Source organism: Arthrobacter gengyunqii (genome assembly GCF_023022985.1).
Taxonomy (GTDB): Bacteria; Actinomycetota; Actinomycetes; order Actinomycetales; family Micrococcaceae; genus Arthrobacter_B; species Arthrobacter_B gengyunqii.
In genome coordinates, this window is the sequence record NZ_CP095461.1 from 789,466 (window position 1) to 802,302 (window position 12,837).

Below are 12,837 nucleotides of genomic sequence, written 5' to 3' on the forward strand. Positions count from 1 at the left end.
TGTGATCCGCAACACTTTTTCGAGAGAACGAGTAACCTTTTTCATCCGCCCTGAGGAGACAACGCATGTCCGCATCCACCCCTGCCACTCGGGTCACCCTCGCGGATCTGGCATCGGAAGCCGGTGTTTCGCTCTCCACCATTTCGAAAGTACTGAACGGACGCAGCGACGTTTCCCGCAGCACCAGGTCGAAAGTTGAGACGCTCCTGGACGAACACGGTTACCAACGGCGGACGTCGCGCGCACCAAGCTCCCGGTTGCTGGAGCTCGTGTTCCATGAACTTGAGAGTGCGTGGGCGCTGGAAATCATCCGCGGCGTGGAAAACGTGGCCCGTGAAAACGGGCTGAGCGTGGTGCTCACGGAAAGCGGAACCCGGCACGCTCCGGGTCCGGAATGGGTGGAGGGTGTCATTGCACGCCAGCCTGCCGGCGTCGTCCTGGTTTTTGCCGATCTGCCGCAGGACTGCCGGCGGCAGCTGGAATCGCGCTCCATTCCGTTCGCCATCATCGATCCTGCCGGGGATCCGACACCTGACGTGCCGTCGGTGGGGTCGGCAAACTGGGCCGGCGGAATGATGGCCACCCGGCATTTGATTGATCTGGGGCACACCCGGATTGCCGCAATCACGGGGCCGGAGGATGTGATGTGCTCGCTGGCCCGCATTGACGGGTACCGCAGCGCCCTGAACGCGGCGGGCCTGCCCTATGACCGGGGGCTCATCCGCTACGGCAACTTCCATGTGGACGGCGGCCGGGATCATGCACTGGAGCTGCTGAGCAAGCCGGACCGGCCCACCGCCATCTTTGCCGGCAGCGACATCCAGGCCCTGGGAGTTCTGGATGCGGCGCGCCAGCTGGGAATTTCGGTTCCCGATGAGCTGTCGATCGTGGGCTACGACGATCTGCAAGTGGCGCGGTGGTCCAGCCCCGCGCTGACCACGGTGCACCAGCCGCTGATTGAAATGGCCGAGGAAGCAGCCCGCATGGTCCTCCTGCTGCGCGACGGCCAGCGTCCCAACAACCTGCGGCTGGACCTGGCCACGTCACTGGTGGTGCGGCAGAGCACCGGACCGGCACCGAAGGAGCTCCGTCCGCTGACTGCCCAGGGGAACTGAGTCTGCGCGGGTGCTAACGCTCGGGCAGTTCGGCCTCAGCGGCTGCGGCATCGGCTTCAAGGGAGGTGTTCGTGCCCTCCAACGCGGCCGGGCCGCCCCGCCGGTACGCGGGCGTGGCGGCGGCAAGAACCAGGAACATCACGGCGCAGCAGGCGATAATGACACCGGACATGGCAAGCGCCCCGCCGCCGAACACACCCACCAGGGGGCTGACGACGCCGGCCACGCCCACCTGCAGCGCACCGATCAGAGCAGCGGCGGACCCTGCCATGTGGCCGTAATTGCCCAGCGCAATGACGGTGGAGTTGGCCGCGATGAGTCCGTGCATGGCCAGTACCAGCCAGAGTCCGGCGGCCAGCCCGAAGACGCCGCCGATTCCGGTGAGGACGATGACCGGCAGCAGCAGGGACAAGCCCAGAATCACCGGAACGGTCACGCGCAGGATACGGGTGGGAGACACACGGTGGACCAGTGCGGCGTTCACCTGCGCGGAGATGACCATGCCCGCGCCGTTGACGGCGAACACCAGGGCGTACTGCCCCGGCGTCAGGCCGTACTCGTCCTGGAAAACAAACGGTGAACCCACCACGTAGCTCATGATGACGGCCATGCCCAGGCCTGGAATGAATGCCAGGGCAAGGAAGTGCCGGTCCCGCAGCAGCACCTTGTAGCCGCGGAAAACGCTCGGCCCGCCGCGGGTGCGCCGCCGTTCCGCGGGCAGCGTTTCAGGCATGAACCGCCAGACAATCAGCACCAGGACCAGCCCGATGACTGCCAGGGCCACAAAGACGGCCCGCCACTGCCAGATGCTGGCAACGGCCTGGCCAATGGTCGGCGCCAGCAGCGGTGCCAGCCCGATGACCAGCATCAGCCGGGAGAGCAGTTGGGCGGCATCCGATCCGACAAAACGGTCACGGATGACGGCGATGGCCACCACGCCGGCGGCGGCATTGAAGAATCCCTGCAGGACCCGCAGCCCGATCAGGGTGCCGATGCCCGGCGCAACGGCGCACAGGAGCGAGACAATCACGTGCATGCTGATGCCGATCAGCAGCGGCAGCCTGCGTCCGAACCGGTCCGAGAAAGGTCCGATCACCAGCTGCCCGAAGGCTGCGCCAATCAGGGTTCCGGACATGGTGAACTGGGCGGCGGCCTGGCTGGTGTTCAGTTCGGTTGCCACGATGGGCAGCGACGGCAGGTACATGTCCGTGGTGACCGCCGGAAGTGCCGCCAGCGCGCCCAGCATCAGGATGTACTTGATCCCTGGACGGTAGTTAGGGCGGCTGCCCTGGGTCCTGGGCGAAGTGCTCAACAGTGTTCCTTCAGAGTTTGTGGGGGAGTGAGAGGAAAGTGCTGGAAGCCAACAAAGTCCCCATTCAGCCTAGGTGCCGTCGGTGCAGGCGAACAAGGGCGAGGCACAGTGTGCTGCGCCACTAACGGGGCGACGGTGGCGGAAGCACGGTGTCCAGGAACGTCTCCGTCATCAGCCGGTGGTCCAGTCCCAGCGCCACCTCGATGACCGGCACGGGACCGGCCTCTCCGTGGTGCTCGCTTTCGCCCGGCTGCAGCCGCCGGTCCACGAGCGTCTGCCCGCGGCTGTGGCCGGACAGTTCCACCCGCACCGGATACCGCAGCAGCTCCACCGTTTGCGGAACGGCAATCAGGCATGCGGCACCGGCGTCGCCAATGGTCACCGGCTGCGGGTCGGCTCCTCCGCCGCGCAGTCCGCCCACGGTGAGGATGTCACCGACCAGGCGGGCGCCGTCGTCATCCGCGCGGGCCAGCGGCAGGTATTGCGCGGGTTCCAACGTCGCCTGGATGAAAACATCCAGCCCGTACATGACGGTGGGAACGCCACTGTGGATCACGATCGCCAGGGCCTCCGGGTCCTGCCACGCATTGAACTCGGCATGCGAGGTGGCGTTGCCGATGCCGGCGGAACCGCCCATGAACACGATGCGCTCCAGTTTGCGCGCCGTGGCGGGATAAGCGCGCAGGAACACCGCCACATTGGTCAGCGGTCCCAGCGCCAGAAGCGTCACGGGAACGGGAGAATCCTCGATGGTGCGGTGCATCAGTTCGACGGCGGCCAAGGTGCCGGGGGAGTGCGGGCTGCGGGGAAGCTCGAGCCCGCCCAAACCGTTGGCGCCGTGGAAGGCATGGGCGTCGCGGGGATCGTTGATCAGGGGCCGTTCCGCCCCGCGGGCCACCGGAATGCCGCCGGCGCCGGCGGCATGCAGCACGTCCAGGGTGTTGCGGACCACCTGATCGACGGCGGTGTTGCCTGCCACGCAGGTCACGGCCAGCAGATCGATGCGCGGGTCGCGGGCCAGGAACACCAGCGCCAGGGCATCGTCCATCCCGGTGTCGACGTCGGCAATCACGGCTGCGGGGAGCGCAGCGTTTGCGGGGGCGGGATTCATCAGGACTCCGTCGGTGTTGGAATTTCAGTCTAGCCAGCGCAGCAGCGGTCGTTGACCGTGAAACAGGCGCGTTTCACACTGGGAAGAGCCCGGCACGGCGGCTCCGCCGCTGGCTCCGCCACCAGGAAGAGGCAACTTCCATGGATAAGAGATTCCTCAATTACACCGACTGGCAGGACACCGCCGACACCCTGCATCTGTTCCTTCAGATGGCCGGAAAGGTGAAGCTTGAGCGCAGCTGCAAACGCCCGGAGTGGGGCCATGTCCGTATGGACACCACCATCCAAGGCATCGGCACCGGCATCATTCCGGCCGGGGACTGCAACTTCGAGATCTACTTCAACCTTGTCCGGCATCACGTGGACGTGCAGAACAGCCTGGGTGCGCGGGTGCGGATGCCGCTGGCCGACGGACTCAGCGTGGCGGATTTCCACGGGCAGCTGCTGAACGCGCTGGACACCATTGGTGCGCCGACAAGAATCACCACGGCTCCACAGGAGTTTCACGATCCCATCCCGTTTGACCAGGACACCAAGCACCACTCCTATGACCGGGACGCCGTGGAGCTCTTTTTGGCGAACCTGCAGTTTGCCCACCGGTCCCTGGCCGGTTTCCTGGCCCCGATGCGCGGAAAGGTGGACATGCCGGCCTTCTGGTTCGGCACCATGGACCTCTCCGGGAACGTATTCAGCGGGCAGCCAGCACCGTATTCGGGCACTGACGTGATTGGCAGGAACGGCTTCGATGAGAAGTTCTTCGAAGTTGGATTCTGGCCCGGAGATACCAAGAATGCAGCGCCGTCGTTCTACGCATTGCCCTATCCGTTCCTGGCGGACATCGGCACGTACGGATCCCTGCTGGAACCGCCGCAGGCTTCGTTCCTGGTCCAGGAGAGCGAGTTCGTCTTCCGGCTGGAGGATGCCTTTTCCGCGCCGGACCCGCAACGGGCGGTGGTGGACTTCTGCCGTTCCAGTTTTGCCATCCTGCAGCGGCTGGACCGGTGGGAAGACCTGGACTGGATCACTGAACCGCTGACGTACGGGCTGCAGCCGCTGCGTCCCGGCGGCGGAAAACACCCCTGACCGACCGTCCGATCACGCTCACCCGCTGCATTGTGCTGGCCGGGGAATCTTCTTTTCTTGCCATGCACCCCAAAATGACCGGCCGGACCGGGTATCAGAGTAATCCAAAGGTTCACCTGCAGTTTCCTTGCTTTCGCTTAATCCCCGTAGGTACTGTGGCGCCATCACTGCACGCCGATGGAGCAATGTTGCCCTCCGGATGGGAATGAATGAATGAGGGATTTCGGCAGGGCGGACAGATGAGCGCCCCTGGAGTGGCATCAACGAATACCCGCATCAGGCGGAAGAAGGCACATCCGCAGGCAGCACGCACCACGGACAGGGGCAGCATCAAAGCGTGGTGGTATTTGCTGCCCGCGCTGCTGGTCTTCGCCGCATTCCTTTTCTATCCGCTGGGACGTTCGGTTTTCCTGTCTTTCCAGGGCAGCGACCTCTTTGGGCGTCCCTCGGGATTTGTTGGCCTGGACCAGTACCTGCGGTTGTTTACGGACCCCGGATTCCGAACCGTGATGCTGGTGACCCTGGGCTTTACCGTCCTCACGGTGGTCCCGTCCATTGTGCTGGCCCTCGTCCTTGGCTTGCTGCTGCATCAAAAAATAAAGGCGGTGCGCTTTTTCCGCACCGCCTTCGCTCTTCCTTTCGCCTATTCAGTGGCCACCGCGTCGGTGATTTTCGGCGTCATGTTCAACCAGGCCACCGGGGTGCTCAACGGCATGCTGGCCTTCTTCGGCGTGGACCGCGTGGGCTGGCTGACCGATCCGGCGTGGGCGCTGCTGTCAGTGTCGCTCGCCACGGTCTGGATGCAGCTGGGCTACAACCTGCTGGTCCTCTCCGCGGGCCTCGGCGCCGTGTCCGAGGACATCGTTGAGGCCGCACGGCTCGACGGCGCCCACGGATGGCGGATGCAGCGCTCCATCATCATGCCGCTGCTGACCCCGCAGCTCTTTTTCCTGCTGGTCACCGGAACCATCCACGCCCTGCAGAGTTTTGGCCAGATCCACATCCTCACCAAGGGCGGCCCGCAGGACAGCACCACCACGCTCGTCTACTCAATCTACGAACAGGCGTTCGCCAACAACAATTCAAACTTTGGCTACGCCTCCGCGCAGGCCGTGGTGCTGCTGATCATCGTGGTGGTGGTGTCGGTGGTCCAATTCGGCATCCTGGAGCGGAAGGTGTTTTACCGGTGAGCCGCACAGCAACTCCCTCGGCCGCCGGCGCCAACGCCCGCACCGGTTCCGGAGCCCGTGCCCCGCAGGCAACAGCCGGCACACCGCGGCGCAGCCGCCGTCCCCTGACCCTGGGCCGTGTCCTGACGTATCTGGCGCTGACAGCCGGCGCCGTCGTCGTGCTTTTTCCCGTGTACTTCGGTTTTGTGGGGTCCTTCATGGGCCCGGGAGACATCAATTCCTACCCGGCGTCGCTGTGGCCCTTTGGCGGTTTCCGCGCCGAGAACTTCACCGGCGCCCTGAACAGCATTCCGCTGGGCCGGCAGTACGTGAACTCGGTGGTCATGGCCGGCCTGATCACGCTGGGTCAGCTGGTCACCTCCATGCTGGCCGCGTACGCACTGGTGTTCCTGAAGGTCCGCTGGCGCTCGTTCTGGTTTGCGTTGTTCCTGTGCAGCATGATGGTGCCGTCCGAGGCCATCATCATCCCCAACTACCTGACGATGAGCTCCCTGGGACTGATCAACACCACGTCCGCTCTCGTGCTGCCTTTCCTCGCCCACGGGTTTGGCATCTTCCTGCTGCGCCAGGCGTTCCTGTCCTTCCCGGTGGAGCTGTGGGAGGCGGCGCGGATTGACGGTGCCGGACACTTCCGTTTCCTGATCTCCGTCCTGGTGCCGCTGTCCAAGCCAACGCTGGCGGCCCTGGGCATCTGGTCCTTCCTGTCGGCCTGGAACATGTACCTCTGGCCGCTGCTGGTGACCCAAACCCCTGAGATGCAAACCATCCAGATTGGCATCACCCAGCTGCGTTCAGCGGACAACTTCAACGCCGGGCTGGTTCTTGCGGGAACGGTGCTGGCCATTATTCCCACCCTGCTGCTGGTGATTTTCGGCCAGCGGTTCATTGTCCGCGGCCTTACCGCCGGTTCGATCAAATGACCGCACGACCATATTCGACTGCGAAAAACCGATGAAGGGGAACCACATGCGAACCATACGACGACGCCGATTCCTGCCACTGGCGGCCGGAACCGCGGCCCTGGCCCTAGCCCTGTCCGCCTGCGGGTCAGGCGGCGGCGAGACGGCAGATGACAGTGCGGCACCGCCCGCCGATGTCCTGGAGGAGGCCGACGGCGTGACCGAGGTCAATTTCTGGCACTCCATGGACGGCACCAACGGCGAGACGCTGGACGCGCTCATCACTGAATTCAATGCTGCCAATGAGGGCAAGATTGAGGTCAAGAGCGTCTACCAGGGTGACTACGACGCCACCATCACGAAGTACAAGGCGGCAGTGCAGTCCAACAGCACTCCCACCATGGTGCAGATCTACGACATCGGTACCCAGTTCATGATCGATTCCGGGGCGGTGCTGCCCACGCAGGTCTTCATTGACCGGGACGAGTACAACGTGTCCGATCTGCAGCCCAACATCGCGGGTTACTACTCGATCAACGATGAGCTCTGGTCCATGCCGTTCAACACGTCCATGCCCGTGCTGTACTACAACAAAACCCTGTTTGAAGCAGCAGGACTGGATCCGGAAACGGCGCCGGAGACCCTGGACGAGGTGGGCACGGCTGCGGAGGCGCTGTCGAAGGTCAACGGCGGCCCGGCGGAATTCGGATTCAACGCCGCCATTTACGGCTGGCTCCTGGAACAGGAAATTGCTGCCAGCGGTGAGCTGTACTGCGGACCGGACAACGGCCGCAGCGGAGAGCGGGCCACTGAGTACACGCTCAACAATGACTCCGCCGTGGAGTTTGTCGACTGGTGGAAGGACCTGGTGGCCACCGGCATCGCGGGCAACACGGGCCGGGCCACGGCCGATGCGCAGAATGCCTTCAAGACCGGAACCATCGGCATGACGCTGGAGTCCACGGGTGCCCTGCGGGGAATGCAGCAGGCGGCCGAGGAGCAGGGCTTTGAACTGGGCGTGGGGTTCTACCCCAAGATTGAGGAGAACGATTCCGGTCCGATCATCGGGGGAGCCTCGCTCTGGGTCTCCGGCGAGGGACACTCCGATGCGGAGAAGGAAGCCTCCTGGCAGTTCATGCAGTTCCTGGCCGAGCCGGCCACCCAGGCCACCTGGCACACCGGCACCGGATACTTCCCGATTTCCAAGGCTGCCCTGGATGAGCCCAAGGACGTGGAGTGGCGCGAGCAGTATCCGCAGTTCGATGTTGCCGTGCAGCAGCTGGAAGCCACGGAACTGACCTCGGCAACCCAGGGCTGCTCGGCCGGTTCGATGCCGCAGGCACGCAAGGCGGCAGAGGATGCCCTCGAAGGGGCGCTGCTGGGCGGTGACAGCAAGACCGAGCTGACAGAGGCGGTCACTGAGCTGCAGCGGGAAATCGAAAGCTACAACAGCTCCGTTCAGTAGGGACCGGCAACGCCGGCAGCGGGGCGGGTTTTCCCCGGGACGGGAAACCGGCCCCGCTGCGCCGGCGTTAGGCGGCAGGCAACCAGACGAGCGAAACAATCCAAGGAGGATTCGCATGGCACGACCGGTGGCGGCCACGGACGGGCAGCGGAAGATACTTGCAGCCCTTTTGGACAACATCGGCTATGAAATCATGCCGTTTCCCTCCGCCAGGACCAAGGTAGTGGCGGACGTGCCGGCGAGCATTCCGCTGACCATTACGGCAACGGGCGGCAAGGGGCTGGAACCCACGCTGGACACCGCTGTTTTCCTCAGCGGCAGGGGCTACTCGGTGGCGCCCCACATCCCGGCACGGCTGGTCCGGGACGCCAAAGAGCTCAACACCCTGGTGCGCCGCCTGGAAGCTGCGGAGATCGACCGGATCTTCGTCATCGCCGGCGACGTTGAGGAGGCGGCAGGCGAGTTCCCCGACGCACCGAGCCTGCTGCGCGAACTCAAGAGCCAGGGACATCACTTCACTGAAGTGGGAATCGGCGGCTATCCGGAAGGCCACGGCTCCTTCAGCAACGAGGTGATGCGGCAGGCACTGCGGGACAAGGCACCCCTGGCCACGCGGATCCTCACCCAAATCTGTTTCGATGCCACAGCTGTCCTGGAGTGGGGCGCGGACATCCGGCAGGACGGAGTGGCTCTGCCGGTCTACGTGGGCATGCCGGGGCCGGTGAGCCGGCAGCGGCTGATCCGGGTCTCCGCCGGGCTCGGGCTGGGCCAGTCGGCCAACTTCCTGAAAAAACAGCAGAACATGGTGCGCCGGTTCTTCAGCCCGTCCGGCTACAAGCCCACGCAGCTCATCCGGGGACTGCTTCAGGGGCTGCCGGGCAGCGACGCCAACATCAGGGGATTCCACATTTTCACCTTCAATGACCTGGCCTCCACCGAGGCCTGGCGGCGGGAACTGCTGGCCCAGGCGCGGGGATAAAGGGACGCCGACGGCGATTGGCCTCCGCCCGCGCGATGCTGACATACTGTTGGCAAGACCCACGCGGAAGGTAAGCGCACCACCATGACCCCCCGAAAACTATTCACCACCCTCGCCTTTGCGGAGGCTGTGACGTGGACCCTGCTCATCGCCGCCCTGGTGGCCAAGTACGGCTTCGACAATGAGAGCTTCACTCCGATCGCAGGCGGCCTGCACGGGTTCGTGTTCCTGTCCTACGCCGCGGTCACGCTTTTTGTTTGGGCCAACCAGAAGTGGCCGGCGCGCACCGGCATCCTGGGCGTGGCGCTCGCCGTCATTCCGTGGGCGACCATTCCCTTCGAACGCTCGGTGGACCGCCGCGGGCTGTTGGACGGCGGCTGGCGCATGGCGCCCGGCGGCGAGGAGCCCGCCAACCCGGTCGACAAAGCAGCTGCCCTGGTGCTCCGCCGCCCGGTGGCCTCTGCCCTCGTCGCCCTGGTCGCCGTAGCCGTGGTCTTCTTGGTGCTCCTCATCCTGGGCCCGCCCATTCCGAAGGGCTGATCCGGGCAATTTGCACCGCAACAACGCCAAAGAGAGGCGGCCTTCCCGGTGGGGAAGGCCGCCTCTTTCGTGTCGGCGTTCCCGACGTTAGGGGGGTTGCACCTTTAGGGGTGCCGGATGCCCGTTCCGGCGAGCACGGCCCGGTAGCCCTCACGGAACGTGGGATAGGCGAACTCGAAGCCGGTGCCCCGCAGCTTCGCGTTGCGGAGCTTCCGGTCACCGCCGCGGCTGGAGGTGCCGGTGCCGGCCGGCTCGGCAGCGGGCAGTTCCCGGTCCAGCTCCGCGGCCAGGAACCGCAGCACCTCTGCCAGATCCACGGGCTCATCATCCACGCCCACATACAGCGGTTCCGGCTCCGGTACACGCGTGGTCAGGTGCACTATCGCGGCGGCGGCGTCGTCGCGGTGGATGCGGTTGGTCAGCTGCGGCACGGCCGGAACCACGGCGGTGCCGGCGGTCACCGAATCAATCAGCCGGGTGCGGCCCGGGCCGTAGATGCCGGACAGCCGGAGCACGACGGCGTCGGGCCGGCGCGCGTGCAGCAGTTCCTCCGCTTCGAGAATCACGGCACCGGTGGCGGATGCCGGCGCCGCCGGAGTGTCCTCGTCCACCCAGCCGCCCCCGGCATCGCCGTACACCGCGGTGGAGGAGACAAACAGGATCCGCCGCGGACGCACGCCGTCGCGCTCCAGCGCATCCAGGACGTTCGCGGTGCCGTCCACATACGCGGCGCGGTAAGCGTCTTCGCTGCGCCGGTCGGCGGCCACGGCAATGACGACGACGTCGGTGTCCGCCGGAATGCGCGGCAGGTCACCGCTTGAGCCGGTCAGGTCAGCGGCCTGGCCGGTGATCGGGGCAGGAATTTTGTCGGGGGAGCGGCGCCATCCGAGCACGGAAAAGCCGGCCGCGGCGAACCGCAGGCCGGCTTCAGTGCCCAGATCACCGCAGCCGGCGATCAGGACAGTCACGGGGAACCTACTCAGCCAGGGCGGAGAGCACGGCCTTGGCCACGTCCTCGCTGGACTGGGGGTTCTGGCCCGAAATCAGGTTCCGGTCGCGGACCACAAAGCTGGTCCAGGCCGGGCCGGACTCTATGACGGCGCCCTTGTTGCGCAGCACGTCCTCGCAGAACCAGGGGGTGTTTTCTCCGGTGCCGCCGCCCATTTCCTCTTCGTCCGTGAAGACGGTGAGCCTGCGGCCGGCAAAGACGAAGTCGCCGTTCTCGGTCTCGGCGCTCAGCAATCCTGCCGGGCCGTGACAGAACGGAGCGATGATCTTTCCGTCGTTGTCGGCTGCAATAAGGATTCGGCCCAGGTCCTTGTCAAAAGCCAGGTCCGCCATCGGGCCGTGCCCGCCCGGCATGACAACGGCGTCGTACTCAGCGATATTCGCGTCCGCGAGGGGCAGGGGGTCGGAGAGTTCAGCGTCGATGAAGGCGAGGTAGTTGGTGAAGGCCGCGGCCTTCTCAGCGCCGCCGGCCTGCGACGGATCCAGGCTGACCGCGTCCACGGTGGGCTTGGTGCCGTTGGGGGTGGCGATGCGGACGGTGTGCCCGGCGTCGCGCAGGACACGGTGGGACTCCGCGAGTTCCTCGGCCCAGAAGCCCGTGGGGTGCTCGCTGCCGTCCTTCATGGTGAGGGAATCGGCTGCTGAAACGACCATGAGGATATTGGCCATGGGGAGTTCTCCTTTGAGAGGGGATGGGAGGTGGGGGGTGCTGCGGCCTGCCGGTCAGAGACTTATTTGCCGGCGGCGTCGAGCTCCGCGAAGGTGGCGTCGTCGAGCACCAGATCCGCGGCGGCGAGGTTTTCCTCAAGGTGCGCAATGGAGCCGGTGCCGGGGATCGGCATCATGACCGGGGAGCGGCGCAGGAGCCAGGCCAGGGCCACTTGGGAATCGGTGGCGTTCAGGCGCTTTGCGGCTTCCGCCACGGGGCCTCCGGGCTGAGCCAGCTCGCCGGCGGAAATCGGGGCCCACGGGATGAAGCCAATGCCGTTGTCCTCGGAGTACTTCAGGACGTCCTCGGAGGAACGGTCGGTGAGGTTGTAGCGGTTCTGCACGGTGGAGACGGTGAAGAACTTCGCAGCCGCTTCCAGATCCTCGACGGAAACCTGGGACAGGCCGAGGGCCTTCACCTTGCCCTCCTGCTGCAGGTCGCGCAGTACGGCGAACTGCTCGTCGCGGTCCACCTTGGGATCAATGCGGTGCAGCTGCAGCAGGTCCAGCGAATCGACCTTGAGCTTGCGCAGCGACAGTTCGGTCTGCTGGCGCAGGTACTCCGGGCGGCCCACCGGCACCCAGGCATCCGGTCCGGTGCGGACAAAGCCCACCTTGGTGGCAATCCGGACGCCGTCCGGGTAGGGGTAGAGCGCTTCGGCAATGATCTCTTCGCTGATGTTCGGGCCGTAGGAATCAGCGGTGTCGATGAAGTCAACGCCCAGCTCGACGGCGCGGCGCACCACGTCGACGGCGGTGCCGCGGCTTTCCGGCTCGCCCCAGACCCCGGGTCCCACAATCCGCATGGCGCCGAAGCCCAGGCGGTGCACGGTGCCCAGGTCCAACAAATCGATGGTGGAGGACAGGGCAGGTGAAGTTTCCGTCGTATCAGTCATGTAGGCGTCAACAAGGGCCGTGAGGGGGTTTATTCCTCAGCACCCTGATAAACGCGGCATGCGACAAACGTCGCGGATCAAACAGGTCAGGCTGCCCATGCCACGGTGTCCGGGCAGACATAGGCTCACCAGACAATGAGCACCACCACCCGCCAATCAGGAGGAGGCACAGTGCCGTCCCACACTCCGCGCATTGAGGGCACCCACGTCTACGACACCGAATCGAGCAACCGGGGACGTGCCCTGAACAGGATGTTTTTCTCACTCAAGGATGCGGCTAACCGCGAAAAATTCAGCGCGGATGAGCCGGCTTACTGCGACGCCTACCACCTCAACGAGGAACAGAAGCGGGTGGTCCTGGAACGTGATTGGAAGCGGATGACGGAGATCGGAGCGTCGATTTTCTACGTCATCAAGCTTGCGGCCATCGACCGGAAATCCATGCAGGACCTGGGTGCAGTCTTTACCGGCATGACCACCGAAGAATTCACTGCAGAGCTGATAGCAGGAGGACGGAAGTTTGGCTGAGATC

The 12,837-nt window shown here is 65.1% G+C and carries 13 protein-coding genes; 8 read left to right on the forward strand and 5 right to left on the reverse strand.

Going from position 1 to position 12,837, the window contains the following annotated elements; genetic code table 11:
• Window positions 1–65: 65 nt before the first annotated feature.
• Complete coding sequence (locus MUG94_RS03585; protein ID WP_227908436.1) at window positions 66–1,115, forward strand: LacI family DNA-binding transcriptional regulator; 1,050 nt, start codon at window positions 66–68, stop codon at window positions 1,113–1,115.
• 13 nt (window positions 1,116–1,128) lie between these two features.
• Here MUG94_RS03585 and MUG94_RS03590 read toward each other — a convergent pair whose 3' ends face one another.
• Together MUG94_RS03590 and MUG94_RS03595 are read right to left on the reverse strand one after the other, a co-directional pair.
• Window positions 1,129–2,427: a multidrug effflux MFS transporter gene (locus tag MUG94_RS03590; protein WP_227908437.1), complete on the reverse strand. Its 1,299-nt coding sequence runs from the start codon at window positions 2,425–2,427 to the stop codon at window positions 1,129–1,131.
• A 121-nt stretch (window positions 2,428–2,548) separates the two neighbouring features.
• Window positions 2,549–3,538, reverse strand: a complete 990-nt coding sequence (locus MUG94_RS03595) for a nucleoside hydrolase (protein ID WP_227908438.1) — start codon at window positions 3,536–3,538, stop codon at window positions 2,549–2,551.
• 140 nt (window positions 3,539–3,678) lie between these two features.
• Here MUG94_RS03595 and MUG94_RS03600 point away from each other — a divergent pair, with 140 nt between their 5' ends.
• The 6 genes from MUG94_RS03600 (at window position 3,679) to MUG94_RS03625 (ending at window position 9,693) form a co-directional block, all read left to right on the forward strand.
• Window positions 3,679–4,620 (forward strand): DUF5996 family protein, encoded by a 942-nt coding sequence (locus tag MUG94_RS03600; protein WP_227908439.1) that lies wholly within the window; start codon window positions 3,679–3,681, stop codon window positions 4,618–4,620.
• Window positions 4,621–4,829: 209 nt separating this feature from the next.
• A complete protein-coding gene (locus tag MUG94_RS03605; RefSeq protein ID WP_227908440.1) occupies window positions 4,830–5,810 on the forward strand; it encodes a carbohydrate ABC transporter permease in 981 nt (326 codons plus the stop codon).
• Window positions 5,807–6,730 carry a carbohydrate ABC transporter permease gene (locus MUG94_RS03610; RefSeq protein WP_227908441.1) on the forward strand — a complete coding sequence of 308 codons (924 nt, stop codon included), beginning with the start codon at window positions 5,807–5,809 and terminating at the stop codon, window positions 6,728–6,730. The genes MUG94_RS03605 and MUG94_RS03610 overlap by 4 nt, the downstream gene beginning before the upstream one ends.
• A 46-nt stretch (window positions 6,731–6,776) precedes the next feature.
• Window positions 6,777–8,174, forward strand: a complete 1,398-nt coding sequence (locus MUG94_RS03615) for an ABC transporter substrate-binding protein (RefSeq protein ID WP_227908442.1) — start codon at window positions 6,777–6,779, stop codon at window positions 8,172–8,174.
• A 115-nt stretch (window positions 8,175–8,289) separates the two neighbouring features.
• Window positions 8,290–9,153 carry a methylenetetrahydrofolate reductase gene (locus MUG94_RS03620; RefSeq protein ID WP_227908443.1) on the forward strand — a complete coding sequence of 288 codons (864 nt, stop codon included), beginning with the start codon at window positions 8,290–8,292 and terminating at the stop codon, window positions 9,151–9,153.
• Between the two features lie 84 nt (window positions 9,154–9,237).
• Window positions 9,238–9,693, forward strand: coding sequence for a DUF3817 domain-containing protein (locus MUG94_RS03625; protein WP_227908444.1), 456 nt, complete (start codon window positions 9,238–9,240; stop codon window positions 9,691–9,693).
• 104 nt (window positions 9,694–9,797) lie between these two features.
• On the opposite strand, the gene MUG94_RS03630 is transcribed toward MUG94_RS03625, so the two are convergent.
• From MUG94_RS03630 to MUG94_RS03640, 3 genes are all read right to left on the reverse strand, one after another.
• Window positions 9,798–10,661, reverse strand: a complete 864-nt coding sequence (locus MUG94_RS03630) for an SDR family oxidoreductase (RefSeq protein WP_227908445.1) — start codon at window positions 10,659–10,661, stop codon at window positions 9,798–9,800.
• 7 nt (window positions 10,662–10,668) lie between these two features.
• A complete protein-coding gene (locus MUG94_RS03635; protein ID WP_227908446.1) occupies window positions 10,669–11,370 on the reverse strand; it encodes a type 1 glutamine amidotransferase domain-containing protein in 702 nt (233 codons plus the stop codon).
• A gap of 62 nt (window positions 11,371–11,432) precedes the next feature.
• A complete protein-coding gene (locus tag MUG94_RS03640; protein ID WP_227908447.1) occupies window positions 11,433–12,305 on the reverse strand; it encodes an aldo/keto reductase in 873 nt (290 codons plus the stop codon).
• A gap of 135 nt (window positions 12,306–12,440) precedes the next feature.
• On the opposite strand from MUG94_RS03640, the gene MUG94_RS03645 reads away from it, so the two are divergent.
• The gene (locus MUG94_RS03645; protein ID WP_227891638.1) at window positions 12,441–12,833 is read left to right on the forward strand and encodes a protocatechuate 3,4-dioxygenase; all 393 of its coding nucleotides are present in this window, start codon (window positions 12,441–12,443) and stop codon (window positions 12,831–12,833) included.
• The last annotated feature ends 4 nt before the right edge of the window (window positions 12,834–12,837 follow it).